The sequence below is a fragment of the [Clostridium] hylemonae DSM 15053 genome, from assembly GCF_008281175.1.
In the GTDB taxonomy this organism is placed as follows: domain Bacteria; phylum Bacillota; class Clostridia; order Lachnospirales; family Lachnospiraceae; genus Extibacter; species Extibacter hylemonae.
Window position 1 is genome coordinate 3,724,579 of the sequence record NZ_CP036524.1, and the last position, 19,570, is coordinate 3,744,148.

The following is a 19,570-nucleotide window of genomic DNA, read 5'->3' on the forward strand; positions in this document are numbered from 1 at the left end:
CTGTTGTCAGATCCTGAAATCTTCTTCTTTCAAAATGATTCTGTCGGAATCGTCCGTGCTCTTTCCGAACACCCTTCTGGCAAGATGCTTCACATTAGCCTTCTGGGAATGCGAAATGGCCTCATCCATGATATCCTTCACTTCTGCAACTGTAACTGCATGGTCCTCTCTCTGCATAACGTCGATTCTGCTGTACAGCGCCAGGATTCCCATCTCGTCAAGCTTATAACCGTTTTCTTTGGCATACGTCTGACCGAATGTTACAAGTTCATCATTGATAAATACCGGAAGCTCCAGCCTGGAGGTAAACTTCTTCCTGAAATCCGGATTCGCCGTCAGAATCCTCTCAAGCGGCTTTCTCTGGTCTTCCAGCACAAACAGAAGCTCACCTGTCTTCTTCTCCATCAGATAGTCAAGTTCCTTGACAGTCCTTGAATTCAGCTTTCCGGCCTTCTCTATGATGATCGCTCCGCCGCGCAGCTTCTGTATAATATTGGACAGTTCTTTTTTATTCAGCGATTCGCCGGTGACAATGGCGACTTTCCCCTGCTTTAAGTTCCTCTGCTTCTGGATCGCTTTTACGATATCTACCGCCAGGACAGTCTTACCTGAACCTTTCCGGCCGATCACAAGCAGGTTTCCGGTCTTGGATGTGCCTTCCCGCTGCGCCCTTCTGTCATTGTCGAGCACTTCCACGATCTGCTCGCTCATTCCTCTGACAGGTACAAAGTATGAAAATAGTTTCTTCTGCTCCTCCGTCAGACCGGCCTTAAGGCCAATCTCGCTCGTTGCGCTCAGGTCATAACGCCCTGTGACTACAAACCCTGTGTCAAACGGAACTCCGCCGCCTTTGGACTTCTTGATCCGCTTCTGAATCTCCTCCTCGGAAGGCTCCTCGATCACGAGTTCCTCCTCCTCAGGTTCATCGGCCTCCGCCGCGTCGTCATCGAAGAAATCATCTTCGCTTTCAAAGTCATCCTCTTCAAAGCCGTCTCCGCTCTCGAAATCATCTTCCTCAAAGTCTTCTTCGTCGAAATCTTCTTCGTCAAAGTCCTCTTCCTCGAAGTCTTCTTCGTCGAAATCTTCTTCATTAAAACCGCCTTCGTCAAAGTCGTCTCCACCGAAATCTTCTTCATAGCTGTCATCGGAATCTTCGTCTCCGAAATCCTCGTCAAAATCGTCCTCATCGAATGCGCTCCCGAAGTCGTCTTCGTAGTCATCGTCTTCCTCAGAATCATCTTCCATCTGAAGGTCTTCCACAAGATTTCCCATATTTTCTAACGGTTCATCGTCTTCTTCCTCAAAATAATCCGGTTCTTCCACCGGCTCCGGCTCGGCAACTCCGTGTTCCAACTCTTCCATAAGCTGGCGGATATCCTCCGTCATGCTTGGAACTGTCTTCTTCGCTTTCTCTTCGTCCGCTTTTCTCGCTGCCTCTTCCTCTGCCGCCTTCCGGGCTGCTTCCTCCTCAGCTTTTCTGGCCGCCTTTCTCGCCGCTTCCTTCTCTGCCGCCTTCCGGGCTGCTTCTTCCTCTGCCGCCTTTCTCGCTGCTTCGGCCTCCGCTGCTTTTCTTGCCTCTTCCTCTGCCATTCTTCTGGCAGCTTCTTCTTCCGCCTTACGGAAGGCTTCCTCCTCGGCTGCTTTTCTCGCTGCTTCTTCTTCGGCTGCTTTTCTGGCCGCTTCCTCTTCCGCCGCCTTCCGGGCCGCCTCTTCTTCGGCTGCCTTCCTCGCTGCTTCTTCCTCTGCCGCCTTTCTCGCCGCCTCGGCTTCGGCTGCTTTTTTCTCTACTTCACGGCGCTCTGCCTCTCTGCGTTTTCTGGCTTCTTCTCTTTCTTTACCGATCCGTTCTACATCTTCCTGCTTCTGTTTTTCGATCGCCTCGGCGTGGTCCTTCTGCTTTGCTTCCCATTCCTGAAGGATCTCTTCTATACGCATCTGGCCTGTGATCCGCAGTTCTTCCGTCTTCTCGGCCATCGCTTTTTCTTCTATATCGATACCGCTGGCTACTTTCACGCCGTTTGCCAGCGCTTCCTGCAGCGTCGCTCCTTTGACTACTTTAGTTATCGGAGACTTCTGCTGCTTCTGCTGGAGCGCTTCCAGCTCCTCCAGTTCTTCTACCGGCATCTTTCTTGTCTCGTCTGTCGGAACATCCACCTCAGCCTCTACCGCTTTCAGCACCTCATCCATCACAGAGGTCTCCGCGCCCGGCTGCTTGGTCATCACCGGTTCTATCTTCTCCGGAGAACTGTACGCCTGCTCTACAGGTTCTTCCTCTTGTTCCTCCGGTTCTGCAGTCAAAGGCCGGCTCTTTCTCACCGGAACTTCTGCGGCTGCTTTTTTGATCTGCGGCTTCTTTGCAGCGCCCGGACGGCTGTCATACTTTTCCTGCTGCAGCGGTGTGAGCGGCTTGTATTTCATCTTGAGCTCCATGGCCTGGTATACATACTTGCCCTCGCTGAACCAAAGTATGAGATCATCGCACTCTTCAAGACATTCTGCCGTCATTCCCGCTTCATGGTATAAAAGCGCAAGCTCATAAGCCCATTTCTCAACGTACTCAGACTTTTTAAAATCTTCAAGCGCTGTGATCTGTTCTTCATATGACGCCTTCTGTGCTTTCAGTATCTTGTATTTTAATATGTACTGGTTCGGATCCTTTGGGGCCAGCTTTACGAACTCTTCATAACAGTCCGACGCCTCTTCTATATCGTTGATCTTAAGCGCCAGTGTCCCGAGACGGTACACGATCTTCCTGCTGCCCGGAGACCTGTCGTAGGCGACAAACAAAATGTCCCTGCTCTTTTGAAATTCTCCGTTTGATTCGTATATTTCACTTACCGTGTTGAGCATGGATGCATTTTTCACCCTTCTCCAGTCCACGGTATCCGCTATTTCCATCGCTTTTTTATATTGCTTTTTCTCCATATATTCGAGCATCTGCTCGGTTTTTACACGATATTCGTATTTATCCAAAGTTCTCACCTCAATAATATTTTTTATACTATTCCTCTCCAATGTTTCTTAACAGTTGTATGGTTATCCTATACTACTCCATAATTTCACTGATATAAGTTTATCATAAGCCTATATCAATGTCAAAATATAAGCATAAAAAATATTAAAACTTTGTTACAAAACATTACAAATCTAAGAAGTGGAAATTGTTACCATAATCTCATGATTTTATGGCATTTATATAAAAGTGTAAAAAAACAGCCACCATATTTTTTCCAATTATGATGGCTGTTTTATATTAAGTTTTATCATATTTATTCTTCTTTATCGGAGGATCATTCTTGATTCTATTCCCTAAGCCTGTCTCCTTTTCATATTCAAATTATAACTCAAAGCTTCAGACTATAAAATTATAATCTTCATATCATTATTTATATCCCTCTTTTTTCTCTATATAAGTCAGTCAACCCGGTTATTATACCTATAGCCGTTCCGACCATAGCCACTACCCTTATCATTTTGTCTACAGCCGTATTAAGTTATTTCTTCTATAACCACTGCTTATATAGCTCCCACTATATAAATTCAGATATATTAGCTGATGTTTCTTCACACATCGTCTAATCTCTTTGAACTATCTGTGGTATATTCTTTCAATATGTCTGCAAATATGAATCTTGCCAATCCGGTTTATTCTTCTTCTCCGATTTCTCTTTTCATTATTTTATCTACCGGTTTATTCTCTATTGTTAAGGCTTATTCTACGGGAATTGATATTTGCCATACCACTAACATATTGAGCTTTAGATTCTGATATTACATTGTCCAATGGATTAAGCCTCCTTCACTTTTATTTCCAAATTTATATCTCACCTACATATGAAATATAATTTTTTATAATCCTTTGAAAAATGGCTGGCATATATCGTTCATAATATGTGTCTCCATTTTTCAGGAACCTCTTTCTCGTCAAGATTCTTTTTTGGATTTCCTTTGGATTGACTATATAATATCATCGGTCTTTTTATTTGTCAATACTATTTTTAACTTTTTATTTTATTAATTTATAATTGTATATATTTAACTAAATATTCTGTCTTTTTAAACATTCTGACAGGTCTGTACAAAACCGCGCTAAAGGATGATATCATCAATTTTACTGTAATCCCCCAGGCTGTATGACTCTACCACATTGCCCTGGACAATATACAGAACATCTCCTATATAGATCCCCCGTGCGGCCATCATCCCGCTGCCGTTTATCTCTTCATCCAAGAGACATTTAAATCCCTCCCGGCTGTCGTAGCTGAACAGAAAATATTTCTGCCCCCCTGCCTCGTATCCCGGAAAACCGATCATATTTTTCCCGGCGTCGATCAATGCCGCCCTGTGATCGTAAGATACATCCGTACCGTATACATTATCCAGCACATACGTGTCTTTCTCTTTCACATCCGTCATATCGGATATGTCAAACATCGTAAGCTTCACACCTCCGGTGACGGAGGTCTTCTCATCCACGTCCATGCCGATCCCTATGAGCAGGTTTTCTCCGTAAAAGTGCAGATAATCTGAGAAACCGGGTATTTTCAGCGCCCCTTTTATCTCCGGCTTTTCAGGATCGGACAGATCTACAGAATACAGAGGGTCTGTCTCCCGGAATGTCACAAAGTACCCTGTATCTCCCATAAATCTTGCAGAATATATGCGTTCGTCTTTCGCCAGGCCTTCTATGGAACCAGTGATCTTCAGCTTGTCGTCCAGAATGTAGACCGCGTTGGTATCTCCCGCCGTTACCGCCACTCTCAGGTATCCTTTGTACTCATCTATGGAGAAGGAGTCATTCAGATAACCGTCGAATGTGCCCTGCGCCTCTGCCTTTAGCCTTCCGTCCTTATATGCAATTCTGCGTACCGTTGTATTTGTTCTGCCGGATCCCTCCCACTCATTTTCATAATAATAGATGTTCTCATTGCTCACATATATCTCTCCGCCTTTGGAAAAGATTGCTTTGCTGTCCGTGATCGTGTCCGGGTCCTCTATGTCAAGCGACGTGACGACCTCATACATATTGGCCATATCTGTCTGCGGAAGATATATCGCGTCGCTTGCCAGCGGCCTGCCGTTCACAAGAGGTACAAAGGACTTCTCATCATCCCGGGCAATGCCGGCCCCGGCATAGTATGTGCTGAACAGATATACATAGTCTCCTGACATTCTGGATGAACTGTAAGTTCCGCTCTGCTTTATTCTGCCGGTCTCAACGGGTTTGGACGGATTTGACACATCATACGTTACGGCTTCTGCCGCCCCATTGTAATTCATATCCCGCAGCAGACTGTCTCCGCTATCCCCTGTGCTGCTGCAGACCATGACCAGCTTCTTTTTCTCCGGGTTGAGATAGAATTCCTCTATTCTCGTCCCTTCTTCTGCCTGTATATTTCCATACTCTTTAAGACTGCCTTCTTTTGCTTCCACTATGGCCACTTCCTGGCGGCTGTCTTTCAGTACATAGAGGTATTTGCCGTCCGTCTTGGCCGTATCCGCCTCATCCACGCCTTCCTGCCGTACATTTGTGGACGAGTATTCGGCCTCCCTTGTGCCTGCGTCTGCCTTGTCTGCTTCTGCGCCGGCATTGCGGGCAGACTGGAAGGAGGCATCTTCCGATGATATCTCGCTGCTCTCCTCTATTTTGAACTCAGCTTCTTCACGATCCATCTGCTTATTATAGTTTTCTATATAAGAATAGACCTGGTCATAATCCTTGGCCGAAGCTATCTTCCCGCCGCTGGCCGCCGGAGATGTTTTCCCTGTCTGTACACGGTCTCCGCCTCCGCCGTACCGCAGTACAGCCGCGGATACCCCGGCCGCCAGAACAAGACAGGCGGCCGCCAGGCAGGCAGCCCGGCTCAGACGCCATTTTCCGGCTTTCCGGCTGTTTTCTTCCAGTGTCTTTTTCACCGCATCAGGACGTAAGCTGTCCGACACCTCGATGTTCTTCGTCTTCTCATCTAACTGTGTCAGAATATCCTGTTCCCTTTTATCCATATCGATGCCCCTTTCACTCTTATCACGTTATCTAAGCACACACTCCATCTTTTCCAGCGCCCGTTTCCTTTTGGATCGCACCGTGCTGGCGTTCAGCTTCAGCATGGCGCCGATCTCACCGCTGTTATACCCGCCGAATACCGACAGGCCTATCACGAGCTGCTCTTCCTCTTCCAGCACAAAAAACGCCTGCCGCACATCCAGGGCCAGACCATAATCCGGCTGCTCCTGCGCCTCCTCCCAATATGTATCAAAGGGCTGCTGGTTCTTCTGCTTTTCCGCTTCCTTACGCAGCCTTTTCCTGCAGACATTGGCCAGGATCGTAAAGATCCAGCTCTTGAACGCCTCCGCCTTCCGGAGCTTTCCAATATTTTCATAGGCAGATACTACCGCCTCGCTGACCGCGTCTTCCGCATCATGCCCATTTTTCATCAGGCACAGGGCAAACCGGTACAGATCCTGGTAGACCGTCTCATATAATTGCGCAAACATGCTTGCATCACATTTCATATCCTGCCCTCCCGTGAGATATGACAATAACTTTTCCAAATACGTGTGATATAAATAAGAGTTAAAAAATGCCCAAACTGTTGCATCGACTGTGGAAAATTATTGGGATAAAATGGGGACAATTAATTGGGGACGGAGGAAAATTAAAAAACCTCCGTCCCCAATTAAATTCAGGGTGTCCCCTTTTATCCTTTGTAGTAATTTATAAGGCATCCTTTCAGGATGATCTCGCGCTCAGCATCCGTCATATCACCGACGCTCAGTGTGATCTCTTTCAGTCCGCTGCCGACTACATATGCTTTGATTTCCGCCGTCTTATCTTCGATCGCCTTTTTGATGTCCGGCACAAAGATATAATCTCCGTTCTTAAAGCTCAGGTTCTGATGGTCTTCCGTTGTGATGAACGGGAGCATTCCCCAGTTGATCAGATTGGAGCGGTATCTCTTCGTGGCATATTCATTGGCGATATTTGCCCATCCGCCCAGAACTTTCTGGCAGGACGCCGCCTGTTCTCTCGCGGAACCGTCTCCCGGCTTCACGGCGAAGATCGTGCTTCCGACACCGATATTTCCTTCCCCTGCATCCGGGAACATCTTGCGCACTTCACCCATCACCGGCTTTAACTCATCCAGCACTTCGAGCGGGCACTTGCCTGCTTCGATCGCTTTCTGCGCCTTCTGCACTTCTTTCGCCCGGCCCACATAAGCCGGATCCTTCCTGGACAGCGCAAATTCTGCAAGTCCGAGCGGATTGGAGCGGTAAGAGGATGTCTCGCCGGACGGGATAAGCTCATCCGTCGTCGTGACCGGATCGTGGATCTCCGACACTACTTTTAGTACAAGGTGCTCCGGCAGCGCGGGCATCTCAGGCCAGTCCTTGATATTCGGTCCGAACTTGATCTCGACAGACGGGTCTGCCTCCCCCTTACTGTCAAATACTCTGTTCGCATATATTTCTTTGTCAAAATGGTACTTCTGTCCTTTATATTCTACATCAATATCTGCCGCTGATGTGAGGAAGCCTTTGTTCGCCGCAGTGGCCGCGATGGAGCGCGCGTCCATAAGCGCCACGGATGATATCTGCCCGTTCTGCAGCTTAGAGCCTTCTCTGTTCGGGAAGTTTCTCGTTGAATGGCGGATGGAGAACGCGTTGTTGGCCGGCGTATCCCCCGCGCCGAAGCACGGACCGCAGAAGGCTGTCTTTACGATCGTACCCGCCTGCATAAGATCCGCGACCGCGCCGTTTTTGACAAGCTCCATGTAGATCGGTGTACTTGCCGGATATACGCTGAACGTAAATTCATCCGCTCCGATATATTTTCCACGTATAATGTCCGCCGCCGCGCAGATATTTTCAAAACCGCCGCCGGCGCATCCTGCGATGATCCCCTGCTCCACATACAGCTTTCCGTCCACGATCTTGTCCTGGAGAGAATAGTCGACCGCGCCGTCCAGGCTCACGAGCGCTTTCTGTTCCACATCGTGAAGCACGTCCTTCAGGTTAGCGTTCACCTCATCTATCGTATATACATTAGACGGGTGGAACGGCATCGCGATCATCGGTTTGATCTCACTCAGGTTCACGTATACCATGCCGTCATAATATGTGACCGCGCCGGGGTTCAGTTCCCTGTAGTCCTCAGCTCTGCCGTGGATCTCATAGAACTCTTTGATCTTGTCGTCTGTCTTCCATATGGAGGACAGGCACGTTGTCTCTGTCGTCATGACATCTATGCCGATACGGAAATCTGCGCTCAGCTTTCCTACTCCAGGTCCGACAAATTCCATCACTTTATTATTGACATATCCATTGGCAAATGTAGCCCCGATGATGGCAAGCGCCACATCCTGAGGACCCACGCCCCTGGCCGGCTCGCCGTCCAGATAGATGCCCACGACGCCCGGCATCTTGATATCGTATGTCTTCCCGAGCAGCTGCTTCACGAGTTCCGGCCCGCCTTCACCCATGGCCATCGTGCCGAGTGCGCCGTATCTTGTATGGCTGTCCGAGCCAAGTATCATCCTGCTGCCACCCGCAAGCATCTCACGGGCATACTGATGAATGACTGCCTGATGAGGAGGTACATACACACCGCCGTATTTCTTTGCACATGTCAGGCCGAACATATGGTCATCCTCATTGATCGTTCCGCCCACCGCACAGAGCGAGTTGTGGCAGTTCGTCAGCACATAAGGGATCGGAAACCGTTCAAGCCCCGAAGCCCTCGCCGTCTGGATAATACCCACAAACGTAATGTCATGGGACGTCAGTTTGTCAAACTTGATCTGCAGACGATCCATATTGCCGGAAGTGTTGTGCGCTTCCAGAATGCTGTATGCCATCGTATTCTTCGCGGCCTCTTCCTGAGACACGGCCTGCCCTGTTCCGGCCGCCGCTTCCGCCGCGTCCTCCACGATCTTTGTGCCATTCAGCAGATAAACACCTTTATCGTATAATTTCACCATTTTATGTTCCTCCTACTCTTTTATATATTTCATATGGTTTGCAACCATCATAGCTATCTTAAATGTGAGCGCGTCGTCGAACACTCTCACGTCAAGCCCGGTTTTCTTCTGGATCTTTTCCAGCCTGTACACAAGTGTGTTTCTGTGCACATATAACTGCCTTGCCGTCTCCGAAATGTTCAGGTTGTTGTCAAAAAATGTATAGACAGTAGCCAGCTCTTCCTCGTCAAATTCACCGGCCCCTCCGCCTTCAAACACTTCTTTTAAAAACATTTCACACAGCGATGCCGGAAGCTGGTGTATGAGCCGCCCTATCCCAAGCTCACTGTACGCCAGTATATTTTTTTCCGCATAGAATACACGGCCGACTTCCAGCGCCATAGCGGCTTCTTTATAAGACTTCGATACATCCTTCAGTTCCTCGATTATCGTACCGTATGCCACACGGACACTGACCATGGCCTCCATATTCAGTGTATCCGCGATAACCTTTGCAGTCTGGTTCATATCTTTGTAATCTTCTGTCTTCTCCAGCGCCTTCACAAGAATAATATGTCCCTCATCCACGGCCGTCACAAAGTCTCTGCTGCCGGTGGCGTACAGCCCCTTTAACGTCTCGAGTACAAGATTCTCACCTTCATGCTTCGGTTCAATAAGAAAGACAGCTCTTCGCAGCTCTGCCGGTATCTTCATCTTCTTCGCCTGATTATAGACATCTACCAGCAGCAGATTGTCCAGGATCAGATTCTGGATAAAACGGTTCTTGTCCATTCTTTCCCTGTATGCAGAGATCAGATTCTCAAGCTGGCTGGCCCCAAGGCGTCCCGCCGTGGCAATATCAGCCTGGTCCCCGCAAAGCGCCAGCACATATTCCGGCGATTCCTCACCACTGACAAGAAACAGCCCTGCGCCGTCCTCGATATACTCTTCCGTCTCCTCGGCGTTTTTAATGAATTCTGACACCTTCTTATAAAGCGCTGTCTGCTTCTCGTTCGTCATCACAAGGCATGTCCCGCGCAAGTCCCAGACAGAGCCTTCCAGCTCCGTTATCCTCCGGATATCCTGGACGGTCTTATGCAATACCTGATTCGATAACATTCGCATCCTCCTGTCGGACGATATGTCCATTTATCATTTTACCATACGAAACTGACAGTGTCTAACATTTTACCATTGACACCACACTTTAATTCCTGTATGATACCCTCAGATGACAGCAGTATCTACAGTCGCCATACTGCCGTCTTTTGCATATGGATTATGACTTTGCCACCGGGTAAAGTATGAGAAGCGTTTGGAATTCATGCCGTCAGGTCTTAGAAGGTATGATACCCGGCGCTTTTTTATAGCATAGGAAACTTCGTTCCTTATGTTATAAAAACCCTCCGGGGGAGGCGCACGCGCGCGAAGATGTAATATGTCGCAGGCGACCGCGCCCGGCGCGAGAATGTGCCAAGGCACATTCTTTATTGGAGGTTAAAATGAAACGCTCAGCAGACACTTCACTGTTTTCAACATTCTTAAAATATGTACTCTTCAACGTCACGGGGATGGTCGGCCTGTCCTGCTACATCCTGGCCGACACTTTGTTTATCGCCCGCGGACTGGGACCCGACGGCCTGACCGCGCTGAACCTGGCGATTCCGGTCTACAGCTTCATCCACGGCACAGGGCTCATGGCCGGTATGGGAGGCGCCACCAGATACTCCATCCAGAAAGCGGCCGGCAGCAATGCGGCGGCGCGCCGGACCTTCACCACAGCGGTCATCACAGCGCTCGTCCTGTCCTCTGCTTTCGTATTGGCCGCAGTCCTTGGAGACCGTGCGCTTACCTCACTTTTAGGCGCCGGCGGATCGGTATTCGAGATGACACGTATCTATCTGAAAATCATCCTGCTGTTTGCGCCGGCCTTTATGCTGAATAACGTTGTGCTCTGTTTTGTCAGAAACGACGGGAGCCCGAACTTGTCCATGGCAGCGATGCTGGCCGGCAGTTTCTCCAATATCATACTGGATTATGTCTTTATCTTCCCGCTCGGTATGGGAATCTTCGGCGCTGTGATCGCCACCAGCCTCGCCCCGGTCATAAGCCTCGCCGTTCTCTCCCTCCACCTGCTCTCATCCCGAAGCGGACTCCAGTTTGAACGGCCGGCGCATATTGTGAGAAGCAGCGCCGGACTGCTCTCACTCGGCCTGTCGTCCTTTATCGCGGAGGCGGCGTCCGGTATCGTGATGATCACCTTTAACTTTATCATTCTGTCACTGAAAGGCAATCTGGGCGTGGCAGCCTACGGCATAATCGCAAATCTGTCTCTTGTCGTCACCTCCATCTATACGGGCACCGCGCAGGGGAGCCAGCCGCTGCTCAGTGAAGCACACGGCGCCGGCCGCCAGGACAGCATACGCAGAGTGTACACATACGCCGTCACGCTTGCCTTGGGCTTTTCGGTCATGATCTACGGCCTGCTGGCCCTCCTTCGGAATCCTGTCATAAGCCTGTTCAACCAGAACAAAGACACGGCCCTGGCCGCTATGGCCGGACAGGGCATCCTCCTATACTTCACTGCATTTTTGTTTGTCGGTGTAAATATCATCTCCGCCATATTCTTCAGCTGCGTGGAACAGGCAAGACTTTCTTTTACGCTTGCGATGATGCGGGGCCTCGTCCTTCTTCTCCCGCTCGTGATCCTGATGTCCCGGCTGTTTGGCATGACAGGAGTATGGCTTTCCTTTCCTGCCACAGAGCTGCTCACATGCGCGGCCGCCGTCATTTTTGTCCGTCGGTATTGGAAAAAGCAGCGCACGTAAAAAGAATGCCGGTCCTTTCGGGCCGGCATTCTGCGCTCTAAGAAAATTAGTTTGTGATCGTAAGTTCTGTCTCTTTATCAAATACGTGGATCTTCTCTGCATCGAGAGCAAACTTCACGGTATCTCCTGTTCTTGCTGTCGTTCTCGGATCAACCCTTGCCGTCATATTGGAGCCCTCATAATCAAAGTACAGATATACTTCTGCGCCGAGCATCTCATATACACGGATCGTCGCTTCTATCACTGTGTTCGGGGAAGACTCGATAAACATCTGCTCATCGTGCACGTCCTCCGGACGGATACCGAGCACTACAGTCTTTCCGTCGTAACCGCCGTCGATAAGCTTCTTCGCTTTTGCAGGCGGAAGCTCGATCGCGGAAGGTCCTGCCTGGAGCACTACCTTGTCGCCGTTCACCTTGCACACGGCGTCGATAAAGTTCATCTGAGGAGAACCGATAAATCCTGCCACGAACAGGTTGCATGGATAATCATATAATGTCTGCGGCGTATCTACCTGCTGTACGATACCTGCATTCATAACTACGATCCTTGTACCGAGTGTCATAGCCTCTGTCTGGTCGTGTGTTACATAGATGATCGTCGTTCCAAGTCTCTGGTGCAGCTTGGAGATCTCAATACGCATCTGGCCGCGCAGCTTTGCGTCCAGGTTGGAAAGAGGCTCATCCATAAGGAATACCTTCGGGTCACGGACAATGGCGCGGCCCATGGCAACACGCTGTCTCTGACCGCCTGACAGAGCCTTTGGCTTACGGTCCAGAAGCTGCTCCAGATCAAGGATCCTTGCCGCCTCACGCACCATCTTGTCGATCTCATCCTTCGGCGTCTTTCTCAGCTTAAGGCCAAATGCCATATTGTCATAAACAGTCATGTGCGGATAGAGCGCGTAGTTCTGGAATACCATAGCGATATCTCTGTCCTTCGGCTCTACGTCATTTACCACTTTATCCCCAATTTTGAGCTCACCGGAAGAAATCTCCTCCAGACCCGCGATCATACGAAGCGTTGTAGACTTACCGCATCCGGACGGTCCGACAAATATGATGAACTCCTTGTCGTCGATCTCAAGATTAAAATCTTTAACTGCTTCAAATCCGTTTGGATATACTTTGTTAATGTGCTTTAATGATAAACTTGCCATTTTTTTACTTCCTCCTAATCAACCTCTCGTATCATACGATACCTTTTTCGTTCTGTAACAAAGTATATAAAAAAAGTTCAACCTGAACCATGCCCAAGTTGAACAATCTTTTTAAATTTTTCTATACAAGTTGAACAAGAACTGTAACACATGGAAAAATGTGCTATAACAGCGCCTGGTACACATCTCTCTTTCCGATCCCGCGGTCTCTGGCAACCTGCTTCATGGCGTCTTTTTTGGACATTCCGGACGCAAGATACTGCTCCATATGAGCCTCCACACTCAGCTCTTCCCACCGGGCTCTGGCCTCTTCCCTGACGGCCTGCCGGCTCTTTCCTTCCACGACGATGACACATTCTCCCTTCGGTTCCGTCGCCTCATAATATGCGAGCGCCTCCTCCAGCGTAGTGACAAATGCTGTCTCGTGCTTTTTTGTAAGCTCCCTGCAGATGGCGGCCCGGCGGTCGCCCATCGTCTGAGCCAGCTCCTTCAGCGTCCTGACAAGACGGTGCGGCGCCTCATAGAGAACGACCGTCCTCGTCTCTCCCGCCAGTTCCTCCAGTATCTCTCTGCGCTCTTTTTTGTCAGAGGGAAGAAATGCCTCGAAGGCAAATCTTCTCGTGGACAGCCCCGACAGCGTAAGCGCCGTAATACATGCGGCGGCTCCTGGCACAGAAGTAACGGTGACATCTGCCTCGTAGCACATTTTCACCAGTTCCTCCCCCGGATCAGAGATGCCCGGAGTCCCCGCATCTGTGATAAGCGCGATATCGCTGCCCCTGCGGAGCATCTCCACAAGCTTCTGTCCCTTTTCTATCTTGTTATATTCATGATAGCTCGTCATCGGCGTCTTGATCTCAAAATGATTCAAAAGCTTGATACTGTTGCGCGTATCTTCCGCCGCGATCAGATCTGCTTCTTTTAACACACGCACAGCTCTGAATGTCATATCCTCCAGATTCCCGATCGGCGTGGCGCACAAATACAATGTACCGGACATAAGCCCCTCCTTTTCCTCTTTATGGCGCAGCAATGCTAGACTCCATACAGACTGCGCAGTTCTTCTGTGTACTCCCCGCTCTTTTCATATACAATGAGCGGCGGCTCCGCCTGCATCCTCGGCCTGCCGTCCTTCAGCCCTTCGATCAGCACCATGTTGGGCTCCTTGTCCACATACGGATACACAAGCCTCATGCGCTTTGGTTCTATTTTAAAACTGCACATCTTGGCAAATATCTCCGGCAGGCGGAATGGGCGGTGCACCATGTAGAACCTGCCTTTCGGCCGGAGTATCTTCGCACTTTCACGCAGGATGTCCTCCAGGCTTACGAGCGCTTCATGCCGCGCGATATATAATGCCTCCTTGTCGTTTTTCAGTCCGTGGTCTCCGATCATGTACGGAGGATTCGTCGTAATGACGTGAAAAGAGGCCGCCCCGAATAAACCGGCTGCCTCCCTGATATCGCCTGTCACAATGTCGATCTTATCTTCAAGCCCGTTGTGGAGAATACTCCGGCGCGCCATATCCGCGCTTTCTTCCTGTATTTCCAGCCCGGCATAGCGCGAACCTTCGTTCTTGGCCTCAAGAAGGATCGGCAGAATGCCCGTACCCGTTCCGAGATCCAGCGCGGCTTCCCCTTCCCTGACAGAGGCAAATGAAGAGAGAAGCACCGCATCCATTCCAAAGCAGAACGTGCCCGGCTTCTGGATTATCTCATATCCTTTTATCTGCAGGTCATCCAGCCGTTCGCCCGGCTTCAGATCAGTTATCATCTAACTTTGACACCCCATTCTTCTCTTCCAGCGCTTTCAGTTCCGCAAGCTCTTCTTTCGTCAGCCTTACGTCCTTTTTCCGGCGCTTTGGCTTAAATTTCAATTCGGCCGACTTATATTCGCGGATTTCTTTTTCATCGTTTTCCAGCGTTACGATCACCTTTACCTGCTGGCGCAGGACATTCACCGACTGTACGTCCCCGTGCAGCCCCTCCGGCGTAGTCACATGATCGCCCACGGAAGGAAGCCGGCTGTTCAGCTCCTCGTACGTTTCTTCTTCGTTTGTCAGACAGCACATCAGCCTGCCGCACACGCCCGATATCTTGGTCGGGTTCAGAGACAGATTCTGCTCCTTGGCCATCTTGATGGACACCGGCGCAAACTCCGTCAGATACGTATTGCAGCAGAGCGGTCTTCCACATATGCCGATCCCTCCCCGTATCTTCGTCTCATCCCGCACGCCGATCTGTCTGAGCTCGATCCTTGTGCGGAATACGCTCGCCAGATCCTTTACAAGCTGGCGGAAGTCGATGCGCCCGTCCGCGGTAAAGTAAAACAGCACCTTGTTATTGTCAAATGTATACTCCGCGTCGATCAGCTTCATCTCAAGGCCGTGTTTGCGTATCTTCTCCAGGCAGATCTCAAAGGCTTCCTTCTCCTTCTCCCTGTTTCTTGCCTCTTTCTCCACATCTTCCTTTGTGGCAATACGGATAACGGACTTCAGCGGCTGGGTGATCCTCTCATCCGCAACTTCCTTCGGCCCGGTGACGACAGAACCGAATTCCACGCCTCTTGCAGTCTCCACAATGACCTTGTCGTCCGTCTTAATATTAAACTTTCCCGGCGCAAAGAAATATATCTTTCCAGCAGGCCGGAATCTTACTCCTATCACTTTTGTCATATCGCTAATTCTCCTTTATGGTAAGGAACAGAAGCTCCATCGCCAGTTCAAAATTGACATTTGCCTTTAGTCTCGTCTTGGCTTTTTCCAGGCTGTCCAGAATCAGCTCGATCCCTTCATACGAACTCTTCCTCGCCTGTTCTTTTATATATTTGATCTGGTCCTTAAACACTACCCTGTCCATATCTTTCGTCGCTTTATATAACAAGACGTCCCTGAACCATACCATTATAATGTCCAGGTAGTCGTTGATCTCCAATTTATAAGTCGTAATGCGCTTTACTGCATCCACGATCTCGCTCAGCTCCATCTCCGGAATATACTTCAGAAGCTGCACCGCCTCCTCGCGTATCTCGTTAAAATACTCCGAATTCGCAAGCAGTATCGCCCGTCCCATATTGCCCTGGGCAAATGCCGTGCACATGTCTGCCTTATAATCCGGCACTTCCATCGTCTCCATCAGATACTTTTTAATGAGTGTATCCTTGATATTCCGAAGCTTCAGCATGACACACCGGGAGGCGATCGTCGGAAGGAGCGTATCCGCATTTTCTGTCAGCAGCATAATGACCGCGTACTCCGGCGGCTCCTCGATCGTCTTAAGCAGCGCGTTCTGCGCCTGAACAGACATCATATCCGCCTGCGGGATGATATATATCTTATACGGCCCCTGATAAGGCTTTATCATGATCGTGCCGTTGACCTGTTCACGGATGTCATCCACACTGATCGTATTTGGCTTCTCATGAGTCACTCTGATGATATCCGGGTGGTTCCCACTTTCTGCCTGCCTGCAGGAATGGCACTCATTGCACGGATCAGGACCTGCCTTCTCACAGAGCAGCGTTGTCGCGAATAAAGTTGCGAGCATCTTTTTCCCCGCTCCTTTTTCCCCGTTCAGTATATATGCGTGCGACACCTTGTCTTCCTGCACCGCACTTCTTATATAGTCGATAATGTTTTTGTGGCCAACCACATCTTTAAAACTTCCCATTTTGTATTCCCCTAGTATTTTTTCTTAAAAACGTACATTAGTTGCTGTTATATTATTCCTGCATCCAGACCTCTATATACCGCTCCCGCGCCGGCCCTTCCACAGAATATCCCATGTCCTGGTACCATTGTAACATATGTGCGGCCTCTTCCGATACCTTTTCTCCCGGAACGATCAAAGGAGTTCCCGGCGGATACAGATACGCATATTCCAGAGAAATGCATCCTGCGCTTTCCTCCCGGGGAACAAACTTTGCATGCCCTTTTTCGGATATGTCCGTTCCTTCCGCCAGAGCCGCTGCCGCAAAACTGCAAAAGACTACTTCAAGGCGCGGCAGGATCCCCCCAAAAGGTATGCCCGGTCGTCCGGATACGGCCTTGTCCGGTCTCTTCTTCATACGCCTGCCTGTTTCACGGTCGATTTCGCGCAGTGCACAGACAAGGCGGTCCATCCCGTCCTCTGTATCTGCCACAGACGTCATGGCCAGCACATACGTGCCCGCGGCCATCTCCATCTGTAAATGATAATCCTCCAAAAGCGCTTTGTAAAGCATTCGTCCCGTCATATCTGAATCTTTCGCCGATATGACGATCTTGGAGCGGTCAAAATGCGCCGTCTCCGCCAGCTTCAGACAGTGAAGCCCCTTTAACTCCGTGCGCGTGCGCTCTAGCAGCTTTACATACGGCTCAAACAGCCCGCGGCCCCCATTTTCCAGCATATCAATGCAGGAATCTATACTAGCCATCAGCACATAAGACGGGCTGCTCGTCTGAAGCATATGCAGATAATCTCTCACCTTCCGGCGTTTTACAAGCTTCCCGTTCATATGCAGCAATGCTGTCTGGGTCAGCGACGGCAGTGTTTTATGCAGACTGTGTATCACGATGTCCGCTCCCTTTGTGTTGGAATTGTCTGGAAAATAAGGATGGAATCCAAAGTGTGCCCCGTGGGCCTCATCGACGATCAGCGGAATCCCTTTTTCATGGGCCGCCGCCGCAATGGCCTCAACATCCGACACAACTCCGTCATAGGTGGGCGAGACGATAATGACCGCCCGTATATGCGGATGTCTTTCTAACGCACGCTTTACATCTCCGGCAGATATTTCCGTGTTCAGACAGGTGTCTGTACTGAATCCCGGATACAAATAAACAGGATCTAACTCATTCAGATATATAGCATGATACACGGACTTGTGACAGTTTCTCGCCACAAGTACCGTGTCTCCTTTTTTAGTCACGCCCGCAACAGCGCTCAAGATCCCTACCGTACTTCCATTGACGAGAAAATGCGTCTCCTCCGCCTGGTAGACGAAGGCCGCCCTTTCCTGGGCTGCTCTTAGAATACCGTCCGCGTGGTGGAGGTCGTCAAAGCCTTCGATCTCCGTAATGTCAATGTGATATGGGACATCTGTTCTGAGCAGTTTTGTATTTCGTTTATGCCCCGGCATGTGAAATCCGTAGAAATCAGAATCACTATATTCATTTAATTTATCATAAAGTGTGTTCATATAACGCTGCTGCTTTCTTCTCCATGTACGCTTACCGGACTGCCTGTGTCCGCGTAAGGTGATATTATAACCTCTTGAGCAGCTCTTCTCTTTCTTTTTCAAATCCCGGCTTTCCGAGAAGCGCGAACATATTTTTCTTGTAGCTTTCAACCCCCGGCTGGTTAAACGGATTAACGCCGAGGATGTAGCCGCTCACACCGCACGCAAATTCAAAGAAATAAAACAGCTGTCCGAGAGAATATTCATCCTGCTTCGGTATGTTGACCATCAGATTCGGCACATTGCCGTCCGTATGGGCAAGTATCGTGCCGTTCATGGCACTCTTGTTGACAAAATCAACACTTTTTCCTGCCAGATAATTCAGCCCGTCCAGGTCGACCGGTTCCTCGTGGAGGATGATCTCTTCCGCGGAATTCTCCACATTCAGAACTGTCTCATACATGACGCGGCTTCCGTCCTGGATAAACTGTCCCATCGAGTGCAGGTCAGTAGTAAGGTCCACCGACGCAGGGAAGATCCCCTTCTGGTCCTTGCCTTCACTCTCGCCGTATAACTGCTTCCACCACTCAGATACATAGTGGAGGCTTGGCTCATAATTTGCAAGGATCTCTACCGCCTTGCCTTTGCGGTGGAGAATATTGCGCACTGCCGCATAAAGCATGGCGTCATTTTCTTCAAACGGAGTGTTCAGCGCCATCTCCCTGCCGGATGCGGCGCCTTCCATCAGCCTGTCTATATCCGCTCCGCTCACTGCGATAGGCAGAAGGCCTACTGCCGTGAGTACGGAGAAACGTCCGCCCACATCGTCCGGCACGACAAAGGTATCATAGCCTTCCTCATCGGCAAGATTCTTGAGCGCGCCTCTTTCCTTGTCCGTCGTGGCGTAGATTCTCTTTCCGGCCTCAGCCTTTCCATATCTCTTCTCCAGCATTTCCTTAAAAATACGGAAAGCGATCGCCGGCTCTGTCGTCGTCCCCGATTTGGAGATGATATTTACGGAAAAGTCCCGTTCTCCTATTACGTCGATCAGATGCTTCAGATATGTACTGCTGATGCTGTTTCCTACATAATATATTTCAGGCGTCTTTCTGATCTCCTTAGAAACCATGTTATAAAAGTTATGGCGGAGAAATTCTATCGCAGCTCTTGCGCCGAGATAAGAACCTCCGATGCCGATCACAAGCAATACTTCCGAATCACTCTGGATCCGTTTTGCAGCTTTCTTGATCCGCGCGAATTCTTCTTTATCATAGTCAACAGGAAGGTCAATCCACCCAAGGAAATCATTCCCCGCTCCTTCTCTTGAAAGAAGCTCTGCTTTTGCCTGCTCTGCAATATTTTTCATGGACTCCAGTTCATGATCGCAGATAAATGTCTTTGCTTTTGAATAGTCAAATGTTACTTTATTTTCCATAGTGACCCTTCCCTTCTATCTTAAAGTATATATC

The 19,570-nt window shown here is 49.5% G+C and carries 13 protein-coding genes; 1 reads left to right on the forward strand and 12 read right to left on the reverse strand.

The features are described 5' to 3' along the window. Nucleotides 1–6: 6 nt before the first annotated feature. From LAJLEIBI_RS17500 to LAJLEIBI_RS17520, 5 genes are all read right to left on the reverse strand, one after another. Entirely contained in the window at nt 7–2,937 is a 2,931-nt protein-coding gene (locus tag LAJLEIBI_RS17500; RefSeq protein ID WP_050765548.1) for a hypothetical protein, read from the reverse strand. A gap of 1,152 nt (nt 2,938–4,089) precedes the next feature. Further along, nucleotides 4,090–6,003 (reverse strand): beta-propeller domain-containing protein, encoded by a 1,914-nt coding sequence (locus LAJLEIBI_RS17505; RefSeq protein WP_006443499.1) that lies wholly within the window; start codon nt 6,001–6,003, stop codon nt 4,090–4,092. Between the two features lie 27 nt (nt 6,004–6,030). Next, nucleotides 6,031–6,513 (reverse strand): RNA polymerase sigma factor, encoded by a 483-nt coding sequence (locus LAJLEIBI_RS17510; protein ID WP_006443500.1) that lies wholly within the window; start codon nt 6,511–6,513, stop codon nt 6,031–6,033. A 185-nt stretch (nt 6,514–6,698) separates the two neighbouring features. Next, nucleotides 6,699–8,978 (reverse strand): hydratase, encoded by a 2,280-nt coding sequence (locus tag LAJLEIBI_RS17515; protein WP_006443501.1) that lies wholly within the window; start codon nt 8,976–8,978, stop codon nt 6,699–6,701. A gap of 12 nt (nt 8,979–8,990) precedes the next feature. Continuing rightward, the gene (locus LAJLEIBI_RS17520) at nt 8,991–10,076 is read right to left on the reverse strand and encodes a PucR family transcriptional regulator (RefSeq protein WP_040435112.1); all 1,086 of its coding nucleotides are present in this window, start codon (nt 10,074–10,076) and stop codon (nt 8,991–8,993) included. Nucleotides 10,077–10,459: 383 nt separating this feature from the next. Between LAJLEIBI_RS17520 and LAJLEIBI_RS17525 the strand changes: the two genes are divergently transcribed. After that, nucleotides 10,460–11,785 (forward strand): MATE family efflux transporter, encoded by a 1,326-nt coding sequence (locus LAJLEIBI_RS17525; RefSeq protein ID WP_006443504.1) that lies wholly within the window; start codon nt 10,460–10,462, stop codon nt 11,783–11,785. A gap of 46 nt (nt 11,786–11,831) precedes the next feature. Here LAJLEIBI_RS17525 and LAJLEIBI_RS17530 read toward each other — a convergent pair whose 3' ends face one another. The 7 genes from LAJLEIBI_RS17530 to LAJLEIBI_RS17560 all read right to left on the reverse strand — a co-directional run bounded on the left by LAJLEIBI_RS17530 (nt 11,832) and on the right by LAJLEIBI_RS17560 (nt 19,536). Then, nucleotides 11,832–12,944 (reverse strand): ABC transporter ATP-binding protein, encoded by a 1,113-nt coding sequence (locus tag LAJLEIBI_RS17530; protein ID WP_006443505.1) that lies wholly within the window; start codon nt 12,942–12,944, stop codon nt 11,832–11,834. Between the two features lie 163 nt (nt 12,945–13,107). Next, complete coding sequence (gene rsmI, locus LAJLEIBI_RS17535; RefSeq protein ID WP_040435602.1) at nt 13,108–13,944, reverse strand: 16S rRNA (cytidine(1402)-2'-O)-methyltransferase; 837 nt, start codon at nt 13,942–13,944, stop codon at nt 13,108–13,110. Between the two features lie 35 nt (nt 13,945–13,979). Further along, a complete protein-coding gene (locus LAJLEIBI_RS17540; protein ID WP_006443507.1) occupies nt 13,980–14,717 on the reverse strand; it encodes a tRNA1(Val) (adenine(37)-N6)-methyltransferase in 738 nt (245 codons plus the stop codon). After that, on the reverse strand, nt 14,707–15,618 hold the full coding sequence (locus tag LAJLEIBI_RS17545) for a PSP1 domain-containing protein (RefSeq protein ID WP_006443508.1): 912 nt from the start codon (nt 15,616–15,618) through the stop codon (nt 14,707–14,709). The genes LAJLEIBI_RS17540 and LAJLEIBI_RS17545 overlap by 11 nt, the downstream gene beginning before the upstream one ends. Before the next feature lie 4 nt (nt 15,619–15,622). Beyond that, complete coding sequence (holB, locus tag LAJLEIBI_RS17550) at nt 15,623–16,612, reverse strand: DNA polymerase III subunit delta' (protein ID WP_006443509.1); 990 nt, start codon at nt 16,610–16,612, stop codon at nt 15,623–15,625. A 52-nt stretch (nt 16,613–16,664) separates the two neighbouring features. Then, complete coding sequence (locus LAJLEIBI_RS17555; RefSeq protein WP_006443510.1) at nt 16,665–18,122, reverse strand: aminotransferase class I/II-fold pyridoxal phosphate-dependent enzyme; 1,458 nt, start codon at nt 18,120–18,122, stop codon at nt 16,665–16,667. Between the two features lie 64 nt (nt 18,123–18,186). After that, on the reverse strand, nt 18,187–19,536 hold the full coding sequence (locus LAJLEIBI_RS17560; RefSeq protein ID WP_006443511.1) for a glucose-6-phosphate isomerase: 1,350 nt from the start codon (nt 19,534–19,536) through the stop codon (nt 18,187–18,189). Nucleotides 19,537–19,570 lie beyond the last annotated feature (34 nt).